Below are 21,592 nucleotides of genomic sequence, written 5' to 3' on the forward strand. Positions count from 1 at the left end.
CCGGGGCCGCCGCGCCGCCCGACCGGGTGATGACGGAGCACACCGGGGGCGCGCCGTCAACGACACGCAACTGATACGGACGAATCTGCCCGATTAACTACCTCCCATTGGCATCTCCGTGCTTCATTGGAGGACGCACGCAAGGACGCGCGCACCGGCCAGGAGGAGCAGCAAGAACTCAAAGGGGCAGACCGATATCCATGGTGGACCAGCCCATTTCCGCACCCGACCGGGCGGACCTGCCGGGCGGCCTCCCCGCCGGGGTGGTGGCGCTGCTGCGGGTGGCCGCCGTGCTGGTCGATCCGGACGGCCGGATCGCGGTGTGGAACCGCACCGCGGAGGAACTCTTCGGCCATCGCGCGGCCGTCGCCGTCGGCCGTACCGCGCACGGCCTGCTGCCCGCCCTCTGCCCCCGCCACGACTCGGACGCCCCCGCACACCGCTGCGACGCCTTCGACACCCTCGACGACCTCACCGCCGACGGCCCGTGGGCCGGCGGGATGACGGTGCACGACCGCGAGGAACGGCCGCGCGACATCCTCTGGTGGGCCTACCCGCTGGCCGAACCGGCCGGCCGCGCACTGCTGGTGCTGGCCGCCGACGCCGGCCCGCTGCGCGCCGCCGGCCCCCGGATCGCCCTCGGCGAGCGTCTCGTCCCGTACACCGCCGCGCCCGCCTCGGCCCGCCCGCAGCAGGTCGCGGCCGCCCTCGCGCCGCCCGTCGGGCAGGCCCCCGAGGCGCTGGCCGCGCTGCTGCCGCCGGGCTCCGCGGAACGCCGTGCCCGCCTGCTGGCCGCCCTGTCCGCGGCCGGCCCGCCGGCCCTGCGGGTGGACGGCGCGACGCTGCTCGCGGTCGCCCCGTACCAGTCCTCGCCGGGCGGGCCGTCCGGCACCGCGCGGGTCGCCGCCGGCATCGGCCGCCGCTACCCGACCCCGCAGCAGCGGGCCGCCCAGCAGCGCGAGCGCACCGTCCGGCGCCCTGCGGAGCCGCAGCGCGGCACGGGTGCCCGCGCCCCGCTCGGGGTACGGATACAGGCTGCCGGGTCCGCGGAGAACGCGCGGGTGCCCGGCAGCACCGTGCCCAGCCCACGCGAAGCCGCCGCCCACGGCCCGACCCCGGGAGGCCCCGCCATCGACCCCGCCGCCGCCCCACCCGAACCGGCCACCGCCCCGGCCGCCGTGCCCGGCCCCGCCAGGGCCGCCCGCGCCGGCGTCGAGGTGGTCCGCGGCCTGCCCGACGACGGCGACCTCGCGCTGCTGGCCTCGGTCGGCAGCCAGGTCGGCACCACCCTCGACCTGGACACCACCGCCCGCGAGCTGTGCGCGGTGCTGGTCCCCCGGGTCGCCGACTTCGCCTGCGTGGACGTCCTCGACGGGCTGCTCTCGGACGGCGAACTGCCCGCCGACCCGCCCGACGACCGCACCGTGCTGCGCCGCGTCGCCCGCACCTTCAACGCCGGCTCGCCGCGCTGGAACCACGTCCTGGACGAGGGCTCGCTGCTCACCATGCCGCGCGCCACCCCGCCCGGGCTGGCCCTGCAGGAGAACCAGCCGGTGCTGGTGCCGCTGATCTCCGCGGACGTCGCGGTCGACTACGCGGCCTCGCTGGGCGGCCCCGAACTGGAGCCGACCGTGGTCGGCCGGTCGATGCTGGTGCTGCCGCTGTCCGCCCGCGGCGCGGTGCTCGGCATCCTCAAGCTGCTGCGGCTGTCAGACCGGGCGCCGTTCACCCGCGCCAACGCCGACACCCTCAAGGAGATCGCCGCCCGCGCCGCCCTGTCGCTGGACAACGCCCGGCTGCACCGCGCCGAGTCCAAGGTCGCCACCACCCTGCAGCGCTCGATGATCCCCACCCGCCCGCCGAAGATCCCCGGCGTGCAGATCGCCCACCGCTACATGCCGGGCGACCGCAAGGCCGAGGTCGGCGGCGACTGGTTCGACGCCATCCAGCTGCCCGGCAGCCGGGTCGCCCTGGTGGTCGGCGACGTGATGGGCCACGGCCTGCACTCGGCCGCCGCGATGGGCCGCTTCCGCACCGCCATGCAGACCCTCGCCGCCCTCGACCTGCCACCCGGCCAGTTGCTGCGCCACCTCGACAACCTGGCCCTGAAGATCGGCGACGACCACCTGGCGACCTGCCTGTACGCCGTCTACGACCCGATCAACCGCACCTGCGAGCTCGCCTCGGCCGGCCACGTCCCGCCGGTCCTGGTCCACCCCGACGGACGCGGCGAACTGCTCGACCTGCCCTCGGGCGCGCCGATCGGCGTCGGCGGGGTGCCGTTCGTCGCCACCCGGATCGACGTCTCGGACGGCTCGATGCTGGTGCTGTGCACCGACGGCCTGGTCGAGGTCCGCGGCGGCGACATAGGAGAAGGTCTGGCCGCGCTGTGCGGCAACCTGATCGACCCCAAGCAGACCCCCGACGAGGCCTGCGACACCGTGCTGAACACCCTGCACTCGGACGACCGGCAGGACGACATCGCGCTGCTGGTGGCCCGCTTCGACGGCGTCCCGCCGACCGAGGTCGCCACCTGGCAGCTGGGCGTCACCGAGGCCGAGGTCGGCCGGGCCCGCCGCCTGGTGCGCGACCAGCTCGCCGCCTGGCAACTGACGGCCATCGGCGAGACGGTCGAGCTGCTGGTGTCCGAACTGGTCACCAACGCCGTCCGGGTGGCCCGCTCCGAGGTGCAGCTTCAGTTGATCAGGGTCGACAAGCTGCTGGTCGAGGTCAGCGACGACAACCACAACCTGCCGTCGCTGGAGCCCGCCGACTCGCTGTCCGAGCACGGCCGCGGTCTGAACCTGGTCAGCAAGCTGGCCGAGAAGTGGGGCACCTCCCGCAAGGCGGTCGGCAAGGTCGTCTACTTCGAGATGCCGCTGCCCCGCGGCTGAGCCCCCGTCGGGGTCAGGGCGTGACGGCCCTGGCCCCGCCCTGCGCCACCGAGGCGGCCGCGCCGACCCCGGACAGCACCCGCGGCCAGTAGTCGCCGAACACCTCGACCCAGACCGCGATCACCACCGCCGTGCTGATCGCCACCAGGTGCTCCAGACCCGCCAGGTTCGGCAGCAGCGCCGCCTCCGCCACCATCGCCAGCACCACGGCGCCGCCCGTCCACCAGGCCCGGCAGCGGAACGCCACCACCACGGCCAGCGCCACCACCGCCGCCGACGGCCCGGTGTCGCGCACGTGCGCCACCCAGCGCGGGAACCCCAGCAGGTGGTGCGGGCCGAGCGCCACCGCGAGCCGGGCGAACAGCGTCCCCGCCAGGGTGCAGACGTACGCGACCACCAGGGTCAGCCGCCGCCCCAACACGATCTCCGCCACCCCGAACACCAGGAACACCTGCGCCAGCGCCCCCCACACCGGCAGGTCCAGGGCCGGCACGTACAGCGACAGCGGCGTGCGCAGCAGCGACAGGTCCAGCGGCAGCGCCGCCTTCACCACCCCGATGTCCGCGACGAACCGGTCCCCGCCCGGCAGGTGCTGGACGATCGAGAACAGCAGCACCAGCGCGGTCGCCGCGGTCGCCAACGGCACCGCCGCGAATTTCCGCCGCAGCACCTGTTCCTTCACGGCGCCGAACAGCGCCCCCCACTCGGCGACCGCGGCCCGGCGGAATACCGCCCCGGGCCCCGATCGCACGCCCCCCGCGTGGGTGTTCTGCTTCACGTCCCGGTTCTCCCGTTTCCGACGTACGGCTTTTCCCGACGTCCGTCCTGTTTCGCGCCTCGTTCCACGCCTCTTCTTCGACACTACGCAGCGGACGTATCAAGGGCATCAGCTTCGAAGCCCGATCACGTCCTACCGGAGTCTGATCTCCCGGCCCACTCCGCCCCCCGGCGGAGGGACCACCGTCCCGGACCCGTCGGGCCCGGAAGCCCGTGGCTCAGCCCTTGCGGGCGTGCCGTCGCCGGAACAGCGCCGGCATGGTCGGCACCGTGATGAAACCCTCCGCGCGGGCGGAGGCGATACCGATCCGCGGAATCTCGCTGCTCTTCTGGAAGAGCAGATACCGCGGCTCCCAGATCGGCCGGTATTTCGCGTTCGCCCGGTACAGCGACTCGATCTGCCACCAGCGGGAGAAGAATCCCAGCACCGAACGCCACAGCCGCAGCACCGGTCCGGCGCCCAGCTTGGAGCCGCGCTCGAAAACCGACCGGAACATCGCGAAGTTCAGCGAGACCCGTTCCAGTTCGACCTCCTTCGCGCGCTGCAGGAGTTCGATGACCATGAACTCCATCAGGCCGTTCTCGCTGTCCCGGTCGCGCCGCATCAGGTCCAGCGACAGGCCGTGCACGCCCCACGGGACGAAGCTCAGCAGCGCCCGCAGCTCGCCGTCCCCGTCGAAGCACTCCAGCATCACGCAGCGTCCGTCGCACGCGTCGCCGAGCCGGCCGAGCGCCATCGAGAAGCCGCGCTCGGTCGCGCCGTCGCGCCAGTGGTCGGCCTTGGTCACCAGCTCGGCCATCTCCGTCTCCGGGATGTCCTCGTGGCGGCGGATCCGCACCGTGTACCCGGCCCGCTTGACCCGGTTGTAGGCCTGCCGGACCACCCGCATCGCGCGGCCGTCCAGCGAGAACTCGTCCAGTTCGACGATCGCCTCGTCGCCCAGTTCCAGCGCGTCCAGGCCGTGCCGGGCGTAGATCACCCCGGCCTCCTCGGAGGCGCCCATCACGGCCGGCACCCAGGCGTGCTCGCGGGCCTCCGCCAGCCAGGCGTCGATCGCGCCTGGCCAGGCCTCCGGGTCGCCGATCGGGTCGCCGGACGCCAGCGTGACGCCGCCGACCACCCGGTAGGCGATCGCCGCCTTCCCGCTCGGCGAGAAGACCACGGCCTTGTCCCGGCGCAGCGCGAAGTAGCCCAGCGAGTCCCGCTCGCCCTGCTTCTCCAGCAGCTCGCGCAGCTTCTGCTCGTCCTCGTCGGTCTGCAGCTCCTCGCCGCGCGGCGAGCGGAACGTCACGTACACCACGCCCAGGAACAGCAGCGCGCCCATCACGTTGATCGCCGCGTTCACCCAGGTCGGCACGGAGACCACGTCGATCACCTTCGCCGACGGCGTCACGGTGATCATCCGGTGCACGGAGTAGCTGAACCGGGTGCCGAAGCCCGCCCCGCTGATGTGGTTGGTCAGCTGCACCAGCACCGAGCCGATCAGGCCGCCGAGCAGCACGCCGCCGACGCCCGCCGCGACCGCGGTCTTCGGGTTGGAGCGGTCGCCCTTGGAGGTGAACTCCCGGCGCGAGACCAGCAGCGCCACCAGGAACAGACCGGTCAGCACCACCGAGAACCAGTTCAGGGGGTGCGAGGTGAAGTGCTCCCCCCAGACCAGCAGCGCCAGGAAGGTGGCGAAGGTCAGCCCCGCCGCGACGGTGTTGAAGATCCACGCCGCCCGCTTGCGGCGCCGCATCGCCACCGCCAGGAACAGCGACAGCGCGACCGCGGTCAGCCCGGCGGTGACCAGGTAGGGAGTGAAGAACTCTCCCTCGTTGTGACGCTGCACCTGGTTCCGGAACGGCACCGACAGCACCGCCACCAGGTTGAGCAGCGCGACCAGTCGCAGGTACCAGACCGTCGATCCGGCGGCCCGGCGCCGCCAGCGCTCCAGCGGACCGGGGCCTTCGCCCCGGGTGGGGGACACGGCCGAGGCAGCCGTCTTCACTGTGGACACAGCAACCATTCCAGACGATCGAAACTCGGGGCGCATCCGCGCGCAGTCTGCGCACTCGGCCCCGATTTCCATGGTTGCCCAGCGGAGATGAGAATTGCGTGAATCCGGTAGCGGATTCCCACCCCCGCCGATCGGCGGGGGTCCCGGGCCGTTCCCGGGACCGAACCGAAACCCCCACGAGGGAGAGACATGCCGCCGACCCGGGTCCTGATCGTGGACGACGAGGTGCTGGTCCGCTCCGGGCTCGGCCTCATCGTCGGCTCCGCACCCGACCTGGAGGTCGTCGGCGGCTGCTCCGGCGGCCAGGCCGAGCAGCAGACCCTGGCGCTCTCCCCGGACGTGGTGCTGCTCGACGTCCGGATGCCCGACCTGGACGGCATCAGCGTGCTGCGCCGGCTGCGCGCGCTGCCCGACCCGCCCGTCGTCGCGATGCTCACCACCTTCGACACCGAGGAGTACATCGGCACCGCGCTGCGCGCCGGGGCGGCCGGCTTCCTGCTCAAGGACACCGCGCCCGAACAGCTGGTGCACGCCGTCCGGGTGCTCGCGTCCGGCGGCAGCGTGCTCTCCCCGACCGTCGCCCGCACCGTGATCACCGGCTACGTCGACGGCGGCGGCCCCGACCTCACCGCCACCGCCCTCACCCACCGGCTCACCGGCCGGGAACTCGACGTGCTGGCGCTGCTCGGCGAGGGCCTCTCCAACGCCGAGATAGCCGACCGCCTGTTCCTCGGCACCGGCACCGTCAAGGACCACATCAGCGCCATCCTGGCCAAGCTCGGCGCCGCCAACCGGGTCCAGGCCGCCGTCGTCGCGCACCGCGCCGGCCTGGTCCGCGAACGCCGGGACGGGGAGTGACCGACGCCGCCGCCGCGGCCGCCGTCCCGCGACGCCGGGCCTGGCTGCGCTCCCCCCGCACCACCCTGCTGGTCCCGGTCGCGGCCGCCGCGGTCGACTCCGCCCTGGTCGCCAAGGGCTCCGAACCCTGGCAGATCGCCCTGTCCGCGCTGTCCGTCCTCGCCCTGCTCGCCCGCCGCCGCTACCCGCTGACGGTCGCCCTGCTCGCGCTGCCCGGCGCGTTCTTCAACGAGATCTGGCTGGCCCCGCTCACCGCCGTGTACGCGGTCTCCGCCGCCTACCCGAAGCCCCGGATCCCGGTCGCCTGCGCGGTCTCCTTCGCCCTGGTCGAGTTCTTCCACTGGCCTTTCGCCCCGGACCTGTTCGCACTCAGCCGGGACAACGCGCTGTACGCCATCCAGTGCGTGATGCTCGGCGCCGGACCGGCCGCGCTCGGCATGCTCACCCGCACCCGCCGCGAACTCGACGAACGCGTCACCGAACTCACCCAGGGCCGCCGGCGCGAGAGCCGGCTGATCGCCGAACGGGTGCTGACCGCCGAACGCGCCCGGCTGGCCCGCGAGATGCACGACGTGGTCTCCCACCAGGTCAGCCTGATCTCCATCCAGGCCGGGGCGATCCAGGTCGCCAGCACCGACCCGGCCGCCCGGGAGGGCGCCCGCACCGTCCGCGAACTCTCCGTCCGCACCCTGGACGAACTCCGTCAGATGGTCGGCGTGCTGCGCGCCGACGGCGCCCGCAACGGCACCCCGCTCAGCCCGCAGCCCACCCTCGCCGACCTGCCCCGGCTGATCGGCGGCAGCGGCCTGCCCGTCGCCCACCGGCTCGACCCCGGCCGCCGCGACTGGCCCGAGGCCGTCGAACGGGCCGCGTACCGGACCGTCCAGGAGGGCCTCACCAACATCAGCAAGCACGCCCCCGGCGCCCAGGTCACCGTCCGGGTCGCCGCCCGCGGCGAGAAGCTCCACGTCGAGGTCCGCAACGGCCCGCCGACCGGCCCCGCCCCCGCCGCGCCGCTGCCCGGCGGCGGACACGGCCTGGTCGGCCTGCGCGAACGCGCCGCTCTGCTCGGCGGCACCTTCACCGCCGGCCCCACCCCCGACGGCGGCTTCACCCTGCACGCCGTGCTGCCCGCCTGAGTCCGTACTGCCCGCCCGAGCCCGCGCCGGCGACGCGGGCTCGGGCGGCATTTCCGGGAACAACAAAAAGCCCCGCAGATCCTGAGATCTGCGGGGCTTCGCTGTGCGCGAGGGGGGAGTTGAACCCCCACGCCCTTTCGGGCACTGGAACCTGAATCCAGCGCGTCTGCCTATTCCGCCACCCGCGCATGGGTGTTGTCTTCGGGAGCTTGTCGCTCTTTCGACTCTTCGAGAAGCTTAGCGCATCTCTCCGGGTCTTCCGTTCGGCTCCCTTGCGGGTGCCCCTTCCGACATGGAAAACATTAGCACGCCCCGAGCCCCACCTGCGAATCCATTCCGCCGGGCCCCCTGCACGCCTCCCGCCGGGCCGCAACCGGGGGCCGGGCCGAACGGGTGAGCGGACCGTCCAGTGGGTACCCTCCGGGCGCGACCTGGCCGGGGAACCGTACGGAAGGGCCGGGCGTGGATACGATCAGTACGGAAGTACCGCTTTCCAGCCGAGAAGCCGGCCCGACCGACGCCCTGAAAGGGGGTGCACCGTGGGAGTCCTGAAGAAGTTCGAGCAGCGACTCGAAGGTCTCGTGAACGGCACCTTCGCCAAGGTGTTCAAGTCCGAGGTCCAACCGGTGGAGATCGCCGGCGCCCTGCAGCGCGAGTGCGACAACAACGCCAGCATCTGGAACCGGGACCGCACGGTCGTCCCGAACGACTTCATCGTCGAACTCAGCCCGCACGACCACGAGCGCCTCAGCCCCTACGCCGGGCAGCTCGGCAACGAGCTCGCCGGCATGGTCCGCGAGTACGCCGAGGCGCAGCGCTACACCTTCATGGGCCCGCTGCAGGTCGCCCTGGAGAAGGCCGACGACCTGGACACCGGCCTGTACCGGGTGCGCAGCCGCACGCTGACGGCCGAGGAGCCGCAGCAGCAGCCCGCGCCGCCCGCCGCCCCGCCCGGCTACGGCCGCCCGCCGACGCCGCCGGCCCCGGGCGCGCCCTGGCAGCAGGGCGGCGGCGCCCCGTACGGCGCTCCGCCGCCGCCCTCCGCCCCGCCCGCGATGCCGCCCGCCCCGCCGGCCCCCGGCAACAACGTCCGGCCGTTCCCCGGCGCGGGCCACGGCGGCGCCGGCACCCGGCGCTGGATCGAGGTGAACGGCGCCCGCCACCAGATCAGCCAGAACGCGGTCGTGCTGGGCCGCTCCACCGAGGCCGACATCCGGATCGACGACCCCGGGGTGTCCCGCAAGCACGCGGAGATCCGCCCCGGTACGCCCGCGATGGTCATGGACCTCGGCTCCACCAACGGCATCGTGGTGGACGGGCAGCACACCCAGCGCGCTACGCTCCGCGACGGCTCCCGGATCGTCCTGGGGTCGACCACCATCGTCTACCGACAGGTCGAAGGGTAGAAGCGGGCCGGTATGTCTGATCTGACCCTCACGGTCATGCGGCTGGGCTTCCTCGCCGTGCTGTGGCTGTTCGTCATCGTCGCGGTGCAGGTGATCCGCAGCGACCTGTTCACCACCAAGAGCGCCGCCCCGCGCTCCGGGCACCGGGCCGCGCCCGCCGCCCCCACCGCGGCCGGCGCGGGCCGCCCGCCGCAGGGGCAGCCCGGCGGCGCCCAACAGCAGCAGCAGGCCCGGCAGCGCCGCGGCCAGCCCACCCACCTGGTGGTGACCCAGGGGTCGCTGGCGGGCACCACGGTCGCCCTGCACGGCCAGACCGTGACGCTGGGCCGGGCACACGACTCCACGATCGTCCTGGACGACGACTACGCGTCCTCCCGTCACGCCAGGATCTACCCGGATCAGGCTGGGCAGTGGACCGTGGAGGATCTAGGCTCCACCAACGGCACCTATCTGGACCGACAGCGGCTGACCACGCCGACGCCGCTCCAGATCGGGGTGCCGATCCGAATCGGCAGGACCGTCATCGAACTGCGGAAGTAGTCAGCGCATGAGGACCAGCTCCACCCGAAGGAGGGCCCGGACAGCATGAGTCTCGTGCTGCGCTTCGCCGCCGGCTCGCACAAGGGCCTGATCCGCGAGGGGAACGAGGACTCCGGCTACGCCGGACCCCGGCTGCTCGCGGTGGCCGACGGCATGGGCGGGGCGGCGGCCGGTGAGGTCGCCTCCTCCGAGGTGCTGGGGTCGATCGTCCGCCTCGACGAGGAACAACCCGGCGCCGACCTGCTGTCCCTGCTGGGCGAGGCGGTGCAGACCGCCAACGACCGGCTGCGCCAGATGGTCGACCAGGACCCGCAGCTCGAAGGCATGGGCTGCACCCTCACCGCGCTGCTGTGGGACGGCCACCGGATGGGCCAGGTGCACATCGGCGACTCCCGCGCCTACCTGCTGCGGGACGGCCGGCTCGACCAGATCACCCAGGACCACACCTGGGTGCAGCGGCTGGTCGACGAGGGCCGGATCACCGCCGAGGAGGCCGAGACCCACCCGCAGCGCTCGCTGCTGATGCGTGCCCTGGACGGCCGCGGCCAGGTCGAGCCCGACCTGTCGGTCCGCGAGGTCCGGGCCGGCGACCGCTACCTGATCTGCTCCGACGGCCTGTCCGGCCCGGTCAGCCACCAGACCCTGGAGGAGACGCTCGGCAGCTACTACGCGCCGCAGCAGACCGTCCAGGAGCTGATCCAGCTGGCGCTGCGCGGCGGCGGCCCGGACAACATCACCTGCATCGTCGCGGACGTGATCGACGTCGGCGCCACGGACACCCTCAGCGGCCAGGTCAAGCAGGCCCCCGAGGTGGTCGGCGCGGTCGCCGACACCCAGGCGAACCCGATGCACGACCCGCACCTGCTGGACACGCCCGCCGGTCGCGCGGCCGGCCTCGGCCGCGCCCCGCAGGCCCCGCAGGGCGCCTTCGGGCCCGCCGAGGGCTACCAGGGCGGCTACGACCAGCCCGGTGGCTACGGCGCCCCGGCCGGCGACTTCGGCCCCGCCGAGGGCTACCAGGACGGTTTCGACCAGTCCGGCGGCTACGGCGACCCGGCGGGCTTCCCGCCCGGCGACGGCGCCGAGTACGGCGACCCCGACCCGTACGAGGGCGAGGCCCCGCCGAGCCGGCGCAAGAAGAAGAGCGGCCTGAAGTTCACCCTGATCGGGGTGCTGGTGCTCGCGCTGCTCGGCGGCGGCGGTTTCTTCGCCTGGCAGTGGAACCAGAGCCAGTACTACGTCGGCACCGACAACGGCCACCTCGCCGTGTTCCGCGGCACCGACCAGAACCTGGCCGGACTGAAGCTCAGCTCGGTCTACCAGCAGTTCACCGACGTGGAGCTGAAGTACCTGCCCGCGTTCCAGCGCGACCAGGTCGCCAAGAACATCCAGGCGAGCAGCCTGGACGACGCCCGGAAGCAGGTCGAGACGCTGCGCGCGCAGGCCGACGTCTGCAAGAAGGTCGCCGAGTCCAAGGCCGCCCCGGCCACCGGGGACGCCACGCCGTCCGCCCCGCCGTTGACCGAGCAGGAACAGCAACTCGCCGTTTCCTGCTCCGGGCAGTAGCCGCGGGCGATCCCGGGGGTTTTCCAGGCATGAGCACATTCGACGTGAGCAGCGGCCGCACGCCCACCACCGGGCGGCGCCGCGCCGTCGGCCGGTCCTCGGCGGGCGACGCCCCGAACCGGCGCAACACCGAACTCCTGATGCTGGGCTTCGCGCTGGCGATCCCGATGCTGGCGTACGCCAACGTCGGCCTGGCGATGGACGGCAGCCTGCCCGCCGGCATGCTGAAGGTCGGGCTGGGCATGAGCGCGCTGGCGCTGGTCGCGCACCTGGCGGTACGGCGGTTCGCGCCGTACGCGGACCCGCTGCTGCTGCCGCTGGCGACGCTGCTGAACGGGCTCGGCCTGGTGATGATCTGGCGGCTCGACAAGGCCGGCAAGCTGCTGATCAAGAACTTCCCGGCGGCGCCCAACCAGCTGATGTGGTCCGGGCTCGGCGTGGCGATGTTCATCGGCGTGGTGATCCTGCTGAAGGACCACCGGATCCTGCAGCGCTACACCTACATCTCGATGGTGGTGGCGCTGGTGCTGCTGGCCGCGCCGGCCTTCTTCCCGTCCCGGGCCGAGGACTTCGGCGCGAAGATCTGGATCCGCTTCGGCTCGTTCTCGATCCAGCCCGGCGAGTTCGCCAAGATCATCCTGACGGTGTTCTTCGCCGGCTTCCTGATGGTCAAGAAGGACGCCCTGGCCCTGGCCAGCCGCAAGTTCATGGGCCTGTACCTGCCGCGCGGGCGCGACCTCGGCCCGATCGTGGTGGTCTGGCTGCTGTCGATCCTGATCCTGGTGTTCGAGACCGACCTGGGCAGCTCCTTCCTGTTCTTCGGCCTGTTCGTGGTGATGCTGTACGTCGCCACCGAGCGGACCAGCTGGATCGTCTTCGGTCTGACCATGTCGCTCGGCGGCGCGGCCGTGGTGGCCTCCGCCGAACCGCACGTGAAGACCCGTATCAACGCCTGGCTCGACCCGATGGCGGCGTTCGGGCCGAAGCCGCCCTCGCAGTCCTCGGAGCAGATCGGGCAGACCCTGATGTCGCTCGGCTCGGGCGGCACCCTCGGGACCGGACTGGGGCAGGGCCGCAGCTGGCTGATCCAGTTCGCGGCGAAGAGCGACTTCATCCTCGGCTCGTTCGGCGAGGAGCTGGGCCTGGCCGGCCTGATGGCACTGTTCATGGTCTACGGCCTGGTGGTGCAGCGCGGCCTGCGCACCGCACTGGCGGCCCGCGACCCGTTCGGCAAGCTGCTGGCGGTCGGCCTGAGCTCGGCGTTCGCGCTGCAGGTGTTCGTGGTCGCGGGCGGCGTCACCGGCCTGATCCCGCTGACCGGTATGACCATGCCGTTCCTCGCCCAGGGCGGATCCTCGCTGGTGGCGAACTGGGCCCTGATCGCCATCCTGATGAAGATCAGCGACACCGCCCGCCGGCCGGCCGTCGAACCGGCCGCCATCCCGGAACCGGCCGGGCCGGAACGGCTCGGGGCCGGCCCGGGCGCGCCGGACGAGAGCAGGGGAGCGACCTCGTGAACAAGCCGATCCGCCGGGTGTCGATCTTCTGCCTGGTCCTGATCCTGGCCCTGATGCTCCGGGTGAACTGGGTGCAGGGCGTTCAGGCGTCGACGTGGGCCAACAACCCGCACAACGACCGCACCAAGTACGACAAGTACGCCTACCCGCGCGGCAACATCATCGTCGGCGGCCAGGCCGTCACCAAGTCCGACTTCGTCAACGGACTGCGCTACAAGTACAAGCGCTCCTGGGTGGACGGGCCGATGTACGCGCCGGTCACCGGCTACTCCTCGCAGACGTACGACGCCAGCCAGCTGGAGAAGCTGGAGGACGGCATCCTCTCCGGCACCGACTCCCGGCTGTTCTTCCGCAACACCCTGGACATGCTGACCGGCAAGCCCAAGCAGGGCGGCGACGTGGTCACCACCATCGACCCCAAGGTGCAGAAGGCCGGCTTCGAGGGGCTGGGCAACAAGAAGGGCGCAGCGGTCGCCATCGACCCGAAGACCGGGGCGATCCTGGGGCTGGTCTCCACCCCGTCGTACGACCCGAGCACCTTCGCGGGCGGCACCAAGGACGACGAGAAGGCCTGGACGGCACTCGACAGCGACCCGAACAAGCCGATGCTGAACCGGGCGCTGCGCGAGACCTACCCGCCCGGCTCGACCTTCAAGCTGGTCACCGCGGCGACCGCGTTCGAGACCGGCAAGTACCAGAGCCCGTCGGACGTCACCGACACCCCGGACCAGTACATCCTGCCCGGCACCAGCACCCCGCTGATCAACGCCAGCCCCACCGAGGACTGCGGGAACGCCACCGTGCAGCACGCGATGGACCTGTCCTGCAACACGGTGTTCGGCAAGATGGGCGCCGAGCTGGGCGGCGACAAGCTGCGGGCGCAGGCCGAGAAGTTCGGCTTCAACAAGGAAGTGACCGTCCCGATCCGGGCCGACGCCAGCCACTTCCCGTCCGGCTCCAAGCCCGACGGCACCGCGATGGACGCGATCGGCCAGCACGACACCCGGGCCACCCCGCTGCAGATGGCCATGGTGGCCGCGGCGATCGCCAACAACGGCTCGCTGATGGAGCCCTACCTGGTCGCCCAGGAGGGCTCGGCCGGGAACGTGATCTCCACCCACACCGAGCGCCAGATGTCGCAGGCGGTCTCGCCGGCCACCGCGCAGAAGCTCCAGCAGCTGATGGAGTCGGTGGTGCAGCACGGCACCGGCACGAACGCGAAGATCCCGGGCGTGACGGTCGGCGGCAAGACCGGCACCGCCCAGCACGGCCAGGACAACTCGGGCCTGCCGTTCGCCTGGTTCGTCTCCTACGCCAAGGGCCAGGACGGCAAGCAGGTCGCCGTCGCGGTGGTGGTCGAGGACGGCTCCAGCGAGGCGCAGCAGATCTCCGGCGGCTCGCTGGCCGCGCCGATCGCCAAGGCGATGATGCAGGCGGCGCTCGGGAAGTAGGTCGGTCGTATCCGTCACATTCCGGCCATCGATCCTCGATCGGTGGCCGGAATTGTCACAATGGGACGGTCCTGGTCGATACCGGTCTGGTCTCAGCTGGCTGCCTGCACGAGGGCGGTGAGGTTCGCCCGGTAGCGTATTCGCCAGCAGCGGGTGTACCCGCAGCCGGCCCGCGGCCACCCCGCGGGCTCGCCGACACCGTGAAACCACCGCGGCGGCGGCCGCGTCAAGACAGAGCGTGCGGGGACACTACGTCATATCCTCACCGGCCGGTGGGGGAGAGGGTCGGAGATATGGAAGAGCCTCGTCGCCTAGGCGGCAGGTACGAGCTCGGCGGCGTTCTCGGACGCGGTGGCATGGCCGAGGTGTACCTCGCCCACGACACCCGGCTCGGCCGCCAGGTCGCAGTGAAGACCCTCCGCACCGACATGGCCCGCGACCCCTCGTTCCAGGCCCGCTTCCGCCGTGAGGCACAGTCCGCGGCCTCCCTCAACCACCCCGCCATCGTTGCCGTCTACGACACCGGCGAGGACTACATCGACGGGATCTCCATCCCGTACATCGTGATGGAGTACGTCGAGGGCTCCACCCTGCGCGAACTGCTGCACACCGGGCGGCGGCTGCTGCCCGAGCGCGCGCTGGAGATGACCATCGGCATCCTTCAGGCGCTCGAGTACTCGCACCGCGCCGGCATCGTGCACCGCGACATCAAGCCCGCCAACGTCATGCTGACCCGGCAGGGCAACGTCAAGGTGATGGACTTCGGCATCGCCCGTGCGATGGGCGATGCCGGCATGACGATGACGCAGACCTCCGCGGTCATCGGCACCGCCCAGTACCTCTCCCCCGAGCAGGCCAAGGGCGAGACCGTCGACGCCCGCTCCGACCTGTACTCCACCGGCTGCCTGCTGTACGAACTGCTCACGGTGCGTCCCCCGTTCGTGGGCGACTCCCCCGTCGCGGTGGCCTACCAGCACGTCCGCGAGGAGCCCTCGCCGCCGTCCGTGTACGACCCCGAGGTGCGCCCGGAGATCGACGCGATCGTGCTGAAGGCGCTCGCCAAGGAGCGCGACTACCGCTACCAGTCCGCCGACGAGATGCGCGACGACATCGAGCGCTTCCTCGACGGCCTCCCGGTCGCCGCCGCCCAGCAGGCCGCCTACGGGGCCGGCCCGGGCGGTTACGGCTACGACCAGGGCGCGCAGTACGACCCCTACGGCCAGACCAACATGCTGCCCCAGCAGGGCGGCCCCACCACCATGCTGCCGCCGGTCGGCCACCAGCAGCCCGCCCCCTACGGCGGCTACCAGGACGACGGCTACGGCAACGGTGGCGGCGGCTACGACGACGACGGCTACGAGGGCCGGGCCGGCCGCCGGCGCGAGGAGCAGCCGAAGAAGAGCAACACCTCCTGGATCGTGCTCGCCGTCGCGGCGGTGCTGGTCCTGGTCGGCGCGTTCTTCGTGGTGCAGGCGATGGTGAAGACCGGCTCCACCGCCAAGACCACCGTCCCGAACCTGATCGGCAAGACGCTCTCCGACGCGGAGGCCGCGGCCAAGTCGCAGAACTCCTCGCTCACCGTGGTCGCGGGCGACCCGATCGCCTGCCCCGACACCAAGATCCAGAAGGACCAGGTCTGCACCCAGGAGCAGGCCTCGGGCACCGAGATCGCCGCCACCGGCAAGATCACCGTGCACCTGTCCTCCGGCCCGGCCCAGGTCGACGTCCCCGACGTCACCGGCCAGACCAAGGACGCCGCCACCGCGACCCTGACCGGCAAGGGCTTCCAGGTCACCGTCAACTACAGCAACGACGACAAGGTCGAGCCGGACAAGGTCATCTCGCAGTCGGTGAACGGCAAGGCCGCGGCCAACGCCAGCATCACCCTGGTGGTCTCCTCCGGCCAGCAGAAGGTCACCGTGCCGAACCTGGTGGGGCAGTCCCAGGACAACGCCTCCCAGGCGCTCTCCGACCTCGGCCTGCAGGTGGCCGTGGTCACCAAGACCGTCAGCGCCGCCGACCAGGCCAAGGTCGGCCAGGTCATCGCCCAGGACAAGACCGGCCCGGTCGCGAAGAACACCAAGGTCACCCTCACGATCGGCAAGCTGGCCGACAAGATGACGGTGCCGCCGCTGCAGAACCTCAAGCTGTCCGACGCGATCAAGGCGCTGACCGCGAACGGGATCACGAAGTACCAGCTGATGGGCCCCCAGGACCCGCAGGCGATCGTCTACAACTTCACCCCGAGCGCCGGGACGCAGATCACCGCGGACGACACCGTGACGCTGTGGCTCAAGCCCGCCGACAAGACGCCGGGCACGCCCTGACCGGCACCGCACAGTGAGAGGGGCCGCACCGTCCGACGACGGCGCGGCCCCTTCTCGTCGACCGGGCGTCAGCGGATCTCGGGCGGCGGGGTGCGATGGGTGTCCATCGCGTCGATGCGGACGAGCTGCGCCCACACGGCCATCCGGTAGCGGGAGGTGTACACGGGCGTGCAGCTGGTCAGCGTCAGGTACTTGCCCGGGCCGGTGAACGGCGAGCCCTCGGGGACGGGCGCGACCACGCCCACGTTGTACTTGGAGGTCTGCTGCAGCGTCCCCGCGACCCGGTACACGTACCAGGCGTCCCGGGTCTCCACCACCACCGCGTCACCCTCGCCGAGCCGGTCCAGGTCGTGGAACTTCGCGCCGTGCCCGTCCCGGTGCGCCGCCAGCGCGAAGTTGCCCTCGGCGTCCCAGGGCATCGCCGAGCGGTACGGCTCCTCGTAGACCCCGGCCACGCCCTCGTTGAGCACCTCCGTGCTGGTGCCCATCCGGATCAGTATGGTCTGGTCGCTCTTCTCGAAGGCCGGGACGTGCAGGAAGCCCACGCCGTCCCCCGCCTCGTACTGCGGGGCGGGGGCCTGGTCGCCGGGCGCGGCCGCCGGGGCGCTCCAGGTCTGCCGCAGCCGGTCGCCCTGCCGGCCCGCGGCCGCCTCGGCGACGACGTCCGTCCACCAGAGCGAGTACCCGACGAACAGGGCCAGCACCAGGCCGAGGGTGATCAGCAGCTCCCCCATCAGGCCCAGGGCCGTAGCCACCCGTCCGCGTCCTCGCCCGCCCCGAATGGCTTTGCCCATGGTGCCGTGCCTCGCTGCTCAGTGTTGCCCGGTCAGCGCCTCCGGCTGCCCCTGGCTCCTCGGCCGTTCGTCGACCATCTTGCCAAACACGATCAGCCTTCCCCGGGCACTGAACTCCGGCGTGCATGTCGTCATGGTCAGATAGCGGCCCGGCGCGGTGAACGGCGAGCCCTTGGGCACCGGTTGGATCACCGACACATTGCTCGGCGGGGTCTCCGGGATGCCGCCCGCCACCTCGTACGTGTAGTAGGCGGTCGCGGTCTCCACCACGATCTTGTCCCCCGGGACGAGCTTGCCGATCTCCCGGAACGGCTGGCCGTGCGTGGTGCGGTGCGCGGCGACCGAGAAGTTGCCGGCCTGGTCGGAGGGCATCGCGGTGCCGGAGTAGTGGCCCACCAGCCCCTTGTCGAGCACCTGCTGCTTGTTGGTGCCCTCGGCGATCGGGTAGCTCAGGTCCAGCTTCGGGATGTGGATGATCGCGAAGCCCTTGCCGGGCTCGAACGTGGTCGGCGGCGCGGGCGTGGTCCCGTCGGTCGACGGTGCGGCGGGCTGCGCCCACTGCTGTTCCAGCTTCTTGCCGGCGGCGTTGGCGGCGTTGTCGGCCACCACGTTGGTCCACCACAGCTGGTAGGAGACGAACAGCAGCATCACCACGCCGAGGGAGATGAACAGCTCCCCCAGCACGCGGGCCAGCACCACCCGCTTGCGTTCCTTGGGCCGCGGCGGACGCGGCCCCTGGGCCCGCCCGGACGCCCGCCGTCGGCCGGTGCCCGCCCGCAGGCCCACCGGCCCCTGGGCGCGCCGCCGTCCGGCGCCGTCGTCCGGCCCGGGTATCGCGGCCCGGTCCGGCTCGGTGGGCGGCAGCCGCAGCTGCAGGGTCTGTTCCGGGGCCGGCTCGTAGACGCTCCAGCCGTCCGGCTCGCCCATCTCCTCGGGGACGCCCCGCTCCGGGCGCACGGCGGTCATCCGGTCAGCTCCGGCCGATCACCGGGGCGAGGCCGGCCGAACGGCCGACCGCCTCCGGGAACCCGCACTCGGCCAGCCAGTTGGCGAGCATCCGATGCCCGCCCTCGGTGAGCACCGACTCCGGGTGGAACTGGACGCCCTCGACCAGCAGTTCACGGTGCCGCAGGCCCATGATCACGCCACTGTCGGTGCGCGAGGTGACCACCAGCTCGGCGGGCACGGTGTCGGGCTCGACGGCCAGCGAGTGGTAGCGGGTCGCGGTCAGCGGCGAGGGCAGGCCCTCGAACACCCCGCCGTCCTCGTGCACCACTGGGGAGGTCTTGCCGTGCAGCAGCTCGGGGGCCCGGCCGACGACCGCGCCGTACGCCACCGCGATCGACTGCAGCCCCAGGCACACCCCGAACAGCGGCAGCCCGATCCGCGCGCAGTGGTGCACCATCTCCACGCACACGCCCGCCTCCTCCGGCGTCCCGGGCCCGGGGGACAGCAGCACGCCGTCGTAGCCCTCCGCGCCCTCCCTGGGCCGGGCGTGAGCCACCGTCAGCCGGTCGTTGCGGACCACCTCGCAGACCGCGCCCAGCTGGTACAGGTACTGGACGAGGTTGAAGACGAAGCTGTCGTAGTTGTCGACCACGAGGATCCGGGGCGGGTGGCCGGCGGAGGTCATCGCTAACTCCTGGGGTGTGCGTGCGTCGAAGGGCGGGCGGAACCGGAGCCGGTTCAGCCGCCGGCGCCCTGGTCCACCGTCACGTTCCCGAAGGGGAGCAGCGGCTCGGCCCACGGGAACACGAACTGGAACAGGACGTAGACCACTCCGAGGACGAGCGCCAGCGCGATCAGCGCACGAACCGGCGAAGGGCCCGGAAGATGCCGCCAGATCCAGCCGTACATGGTGCTCCTCGTCACTCGGGTCGCCCCAAGCGTAGACGCCCACCCGCCCGCCCCAGGCGGGTATCCGCGCAACGAACCCCGCGCGGCGGCCTACTGGGCGGAGGCGGCCCGCAGGTCGATCGATCCGGCGTACCCTGGCAGGCTCAGCTCGTTGCCCTCCTGGACCTTCCAGCCCAGTCCGTAGGCGGCCACGTAGCCCAGGTAGTTGCGGATCGTCGGGTCGGCGTCCACCGCGGCGCGCAGCGCGTCGCTCCGGCCGACCGCGCGGATCACGTACGGCGGGGAGTAGACCCGGCCCTGCAGCAGCAGGGTGTTGCCGACGCAGCGGACGGCGCTGGTGGAGATCAGCCGCTGGTCCATCACCTGGATGCCCTCGGCGCCGCCCCGCCAGAGCGCGTTCACCACGGCCTGGATGTCCTGCTGGTGGATCACCAGGTCGTTCACCCCGGGTTCGGGGACGCCGGGGATCCGGGCGGTGGCGTTCGGCGGGGCGTCGTCCAGCGTGACGGTCAGCCCGGGCCCGTGCAGCGGGTCCAGCCCGGCGGCCTGCTGCAGCGCGGCCAGCCGGGCGGCGTCGTCCGGGCTCTGCCCCTGCTCGCGGGCCAGGCCGTCGGCCCGGTCCTGGTCGGCGGCGACCTGCTCCTGGAGCTGCTGGTTCTGGGTGGACCGCTGCTGTATGACGTCGCTGAGCTTGAGCAGCGAGTTGTCGGTGCGCAGGTCGGTGCCGTGGGCGGTCCGACCGCTCACGTAGAACAGCAGACCGGCGAGTGCGAAGACGGTGCAGGTCAGGGCACGTCCGACAATTCGACCCCGGCGCGGGCGCGCAGCCGGGATCGGCGAAGAAATCGTGGAATCAGGCACCGTACCCTTATCTCCCTCAGACCCGGCGAGCCACTACGCTAACGGACGCCGGTGGCATGTGCGGAGCTCCGACCGTACGGATCCGGTCCCGTGTGCCACCTCGCCCCCACTGACCACCTGCGCGGTCACAGCGCATCGACAGGAGAGCCCCTCGTGCCGAAGTCTCGACTCCGCAAGAAGGCCGACTACACGCCGCCGCCGACCGCCGCGACCCCCGTGAAGATCGGCTCCGGCAACCGGAGCTGGGTGGCACCGCTGATGCTGGTGCTGTTCCTGATCGGCCTGGCCTGGATCGTCAGCTACTACGTGACCAGCGGCACCTGGCCGGTCCGCAGCTGGGGCAACTGGAACATCCTGGCCGGCTTCGGCTTCATCGCGGCGGGATTCGGCGTCTCCACGCAGTGGAAGTGAGGCCCCTGCCGCCCACCGGGCGGCTGTCGGCCTGATCCGCCTCCGCACCGCCTCGACCTCCGGGCCGGGGCGGTGTTCGGCGCGCCCGGGCGTCGGCCGGTCACGGAGCGTCCGAACGTTTATCCACAGGGTTGTCCACACTGGGGAAAACTTCGCCGGTCCTGTGGATAACTCGCAACGCAGCAGGATAACGCGCGTAGACCGGGGAAATCCAATCGCCGCCGCGCACCGCCTGTGGACAGCGCGGGAGGACGCCGATCAGCCCGGCAGGCGGGCCATCCCCAGCAGCACCAGCGCCAGGCCGACGGCCAGCACCGCGACCGTCGTCAACCCCTGCACCAGGTTCCGGTGCGCCCGTGGGGCGTACATCATGCCCGCGGCGATGACGGCGCCCGCCACCAGGCCGCCGATGTGCGCCCGCCAGTCGATCATGCTCTTCAGCGAGAACGTGATCACCAGGTTCACCACCAGCAGCGCGATCACCGGCTGCATCGGCACCCGGCGCACCCGGAACAGCACCGCGGTGGCGCCCAGCAGACCGAAGATCGCCCCGGACGCGCCGACCGTGAACAGCTGGTGGGGCCCCGCCGTCAGCAGGAACGACAGCGCGTTGCCCACGATGCCCGACACCAGGTACAGCACGACGAACCGCACCCGGCCCAGCACCCGTTCCAGCTGGGGCCCGAGCACCCAGAGCGAGAACATGTTGGTCGCGATGTGCAGCAGGCCGCCGTGCACGAACATCGCGGTGACCAGCCGGTACCACTCCTGCGGACCTTCGGCCATGCCGTACCGCAGGCCCGGCAGCGGCGCCCAGCTGACCAGGCCCAGCTTGACCTGCCAGTCCCTGGAGACGTACTCGGTCAGCAGGAACACCAGCAGGTTCAGACCGATCAGCACCTTGGTGACCAGCGCCCCGTCGCCGAGCGCCAGCACCCCGCCGAACGAGGTCCGCTGCCGGGGCGCCTGTTCGGCCGCGCCGCGCACGCAGTCCGGGCACTGGAAGCCCACCGAGGCGGACACCATGCACTCCGGGCAGACCGGCCGCCCGCACCGGGCACAGGACACGCCCGTCTCCCGCTCCGGGTGCCGGTGGCACCGGGGCAGCCCGGATCCCTGGCTGTCCACGGGCATCGGCCGCACGGGTTCCTCCGGAAGCATCGGCGCAGTCCCTCCTCGACGAAACGGTCCCGG

Annotated in this window: 18 protein-coding genes and 1 tRNA gene; 10 read left to right on the top strand and 9 right to left on the bottom strand. The window is 72.0% G+C overall.

Going from position 1 to position 21,592, the window contains the following annotated elements; all coding sequences use genetic code 11:
• Positions 1–200 precede the first annotated feature (200 nt).
• On the top strand, positions 201–2,894 hold the full coding sequence (locus tag ACFV4P_RS19490; protein WP_380472671.1) for a SpoIIE family protein phosphatase: 2,694 nt from the start codon (positions 201–203) through the stop codon (positions 2,892–2,894).
• A 13-nt stretch (positions 2,895–2,907) separates the two neighbouring features.
• Here ACFV4P_RS19490 and ACFV4P_RS19495 read toward each other — a convergent pair whose 3' ends face one another.
• Positions 2,908–3,672 (bottom strand): hypothetical protein, encoded by a 765-nt coding sequence (locus tag ACFV4P_RS19495; RefSeq protein WP_380472672.1) that lies wholly within the window; start codon positions 3,670–3,672, stop codon positions 2,908–2,910.
• Between the two features lie 217 nt (positions 3,673–3,889).
• On the bottom strand, positions 3,890–5,680 hold the full coding sequence (locus ACFV4P_RS19500) for a phosphatidylglycerol lysyltransferase domain-containing protein (protein WP_380472674.1): 1,791 nt from the start codon (positions 5,678–5,680) through the stop codon (positions 3,890–3,892).
• A 180-nt stretch (positions 5,681–5,860) separates the two neighbouring features.
• On the opposite strand from ACFV4P_RS19500, the gene ACFV4P_RS19505 reads away from it, so the two are divergent.
• Together ACFV4P_RS19505 and ACFV4P_RS19510 are read left to right on the top strand one after the other, a co-directional pair.
• Positions 5,861–6,529: a response regulator gene (locus ACFV4P_RS19505; protein WP_380472677.1), complete on the top strand. Its 669-nt coding sequence runs from the start codon at positions 5,861–5,863 to the stop codon at positions 6,527–6,529.
• Complete coding sequence (locus tag ACFV4P_RS19510) at positions 6,526–7,668, top strand: sensor histidine kinase (RefSeq protein ID WP_380472679.1); 1,143 nt, start codon at positions 6,526–6,528, stop codon at positions 7,666–7,668. The genes ACFV4P_RS19505 and ACFV4P_RS19510 overlap by 4 nt, the downstream gene beginning before the upstream one ends.
• 104 nt (positions 7,669–7,772) lie before the next feature.
• Here the strand turns inward: ACFV4P_RS19510 and ACFV4P_RS19515 are convergent.
• Positions 7,773–7,856: transfer RNA gene (locus tag ACFV4P_RS19515), tRNA-Leu, on the bottom strand.
• A 351-nt stretch (positions 7,857–8,207) separates the two neighbouring features.
• On the opposite strand from ACFV4P_RS19515, the gene ACFV4P_RS19520 reads away from it, so the two are divergent.
• The 6 genes from ACFV4P_RS19520 (at position 8,208) to pknB (ending at position 16,475) form a co-directional block, all read left to right on the top strand.
• The gene (locus tag ACFV4P_RS19520; RefSeq protein ID WP_380472681.1) at positions 8,208–9,074 is read left to right on the top strand and encodes an FhaA domain-containing protein; all 867 of its coding nucleotides are present in this window, start codon (positions 8,208–8,210) and stop codon (positions 9,072–9,074) included.
• Positions 9,075–9,086: 12 nt separating this feature from the next.
• The gene (locus ACFV4P_RS19525) at positions 9,087–9,614 is read left to right on the top strand and encodes an FHA domain-containing protein (RefSeq protein ID WP_380472684.1); all 528 of its coding nucleotides are present in this window, start codon (positions 9,087–9,089) and stop codon (positions 9,612–9,614) included.
• Positions 9,615–9,659: 45 nt separating this feature from the next.
• Positions 9,660–11,180: a protein phosphatase 2C domain-containing protein gene (locus ACFV4P_RS19530; protein ID WP_380472687.1), complete on the top strand. Its 1,521-nt coding sequence runs from the start codon at positions 9,660–9,662 to the stop codon at positions 11,178–11,180.
• A gap of 29 nt (positions 11,181–11,209) precedes the next feature.
• Positions 11,210–12,697, top strand: a complete 1,488-nt coding sequence (locus ACFV4P_RS19535; RefSeq protein ID WP_380472689.1) for an FtsW/RodA/SpoVE family cell cycle protein — start codon at positions 11,210–11,212, stop codon at positions 12,695–12,697.
• Entirely contained in the window at positions 12,694–14,148 is a 1,455-nt protein-coding gene (locus tag ACFV4P_RS19540) for a peptidoglycan D,D-transpeptidase FtsI family protein (RefSeq protein WP_380472692.1), read from the top strand. The genes ACFV4P_RS19535 and ACFV4P_RS19540 overlap by 4 nt, the downstream gene beginning before the upstream one ends.
• Positions 14,149–14,441: 293 nt before the next feature.
• Positions 14,442–16,475, top strand: a complete 2,034-nt coding sequence (gene pknB, locus ACFV4P_RS19545) for a Stk1 family PASTA domain-containing Ser/Thr kinase (RefSeq protein WP_380472695.1) — start codon at positions 14,442–14,444, stop codon at positions 16,473–16,475.
• 68 nt (positions 16,476–16,543) lie between these two features.
• Here pknB and ACFV4P_RS19550 read toward each other — a convergent pair whose 3' ends face one another.
• The 5 genes from ACFV4P_RS19550 to ACFV4P_RS19570 form a co-directional block, all read right to left on the bottom strand.
• Positions 16,544–17,230 carry a class E sortase gene (locus ACFV4P_RS19550; protein WP_380472698.1) on the bottom strand — a complete coding sequence of 229 codons (687 nt, stop codon included), beginning with the start codon at positions 17,228–17,230 and terminating at the stop codon, positions 16,544–16,546.
• Positions 17,231–17,287: 57 nt separating this feature from the next.
• The gene (locus ACFV4P_RS19555) at positions 17,288–18,235 is read right to left on the bottom strand and encodes a class E sortase (RefSeq protein WP_380472701.1); all 948 of its coding nucleotides are present in this window, start codon (positions 18,233–18,235) and stop codon (positions 17,288–17,290) included.
• A gap of 4 nt (positions 18,236–18,239) precedes the next feature.
• Positions 18,240–18,902 carry an aminodeoxychorismate/anthranilate synthase component II gene (locus ACFV4P_RS19560; RefSeq protein ID WP_380472704.1) on the bottom strand — a complete coding sequence of 221 codons (663 nt, stop codon included), beginning with the start codon at positions 18,900–18,902 and terminating at the stop codon, positions 18,240–18,242.
• A 53-nt stretch (positions 18,903–18,955) separates the two neighbouring features.
• Positions 18,956–19,141 (bottom strand): hypothetical protein, encoded by a 186-nt coding sequence (locus tag ACFV4P_RS19565; protein ID WP_380473190.1) that lies wholly within the window; start codon positions 19,139–19,141, stop codon positions 18,956–18,958.
• Between the two features lie 75 nt (positions 19,142–19,216).
• A complete protein-coding gene (locus ACFV4P_RS19570) occupies positions 19,217–19,960 on the bottom strand; it encodes a DUF881 domain-containing protein (RefSeq protein ID WP_083646481.1) in 744 nt (247 codons plus the stop codon).
• 180 nt (positions 19,961–20,140) lie between these two features.
• On the opposite strand from ACFV4P_RS19570, the gene crgA reads away from it, so the two are divergent.
• Positions 20,141–20,398 carry a cell division protein CrgA gene (crgA, locus tag ACFV4P_RS19575; protein ID WP_073807079.1) on the top strand — a complete coding sequence of 86 codons (258 nt, stop codon included), beginning with the start codon at positions 20,141–20,143 and terminating at the stop codon, positions 20,396–20,398.
• Positions 20,399–20,656: 258 nt separating this feature from the next.
• On the opposite strand, the gene ACFV4P_RS19580 is transcribed toward crgA, so the two are convergent.
• Positions 20,657–21,532 (bottom strand): rhomboid family intramembrane serine protease, encoded by an 876-nt coding sequence (locus tag ACFV4P_RS19580; RefSeq protein WP_380472707.1) that lies wholly within the window; start codon positions 21,530–21,532, stop codon positions 20,657–20,659.
• Between the last annotated feature and the right edge of the window lie 60 nt (positions 21,533–21,592).

It is taken from the genome of Kitasatospora sp. NPDC059795, assembly GCF_042732175.1.
GTDB lineage: Bacteria > Actinomycetota > Actinomycetes > Streptomycetales > Streptomycetaceae > Kitasatospora.

What these genes read in the sequence shown, in the direction of transcription:
- ACFV4P_RS19555 (WP_380472701.1), bottom strand. Translation starts at nt 18,235, where the DNA reads ATGACCGCCGTGCGCCCGGAGCGGGGCGTCCCCGAGGAGATGGGCGAG.
- ACFV4P_RS19500 (WP_380472674.1), bottom strand. Translation starts at nt 5,680, where the DNA reads ATGGTTGCTGTGTCCACAGTGAAGACGGCTGCCTCGGCCGTGTCCCCC.
- ACFV4P_RS19530 (WP_380472687.1), top strand. Translation starts at nt 9,660, where the DNA reads ATGAGTCTCGTGCTGCGCTTCGCCGCCGGCTCGCACAAGGGCCTGATC.
- ACFV4P_RS19490 (WP_380472671.1), top strand. Translation starts at nt 201, where the DNA reads ATGGTGGACCAGCCCATTTCCGCACCCGACCGGGCGGACCTGCCGGGC.
- ACFV4P_RS19535 (WP_380472689.1), top strand. Translation starts at nt 11,210, where the DNA reads ATGAGCACATTCGACGTGAGCAGCGGCCGCACGCCCACCACCGGGCGG.
- ACFV4P_RS19505 (WP_380472677.1), top strand. Translation starts at nt 5,861, where the DNA reads ATGCCGCCGACCCGGGTCCTGATCGTGGACGACGAGGTGCTGGTCCGC.
- ACFV4P_RS19580 (WP_380472707.1), bottom strand. Translation starts at nt 21,532, where the DNA reads ATGCCCGTGGACAGCCAGGGATCCGGGCTGCCCCGGTGCCACCGGCAC.
- ACFV4P_RS19525 (WP_380472684.1), top strand. Translation starts at nt 9,087, where the DNA reads ATGTCTGATCTGACCCTCACGGTCATGCGGCTGGGCTTCCTCGCCGTG.
- pknB (WP_380472695.1), top strand. Translation starts at nt 14,442, where the DNA reads ATGGAAGAGCCTCGTCGCCTAGGCGGCAGGTACGAGCTCGGCGGCGTT.
- ACFV4P_RS19560 (WP_380472704.1), bottom strand. Translation starts at nt 18,902, where the DNA reads ATGACCTCCGCCGGCCACCCGCCCCGGATCCTCGTGGTCGACAACTAC.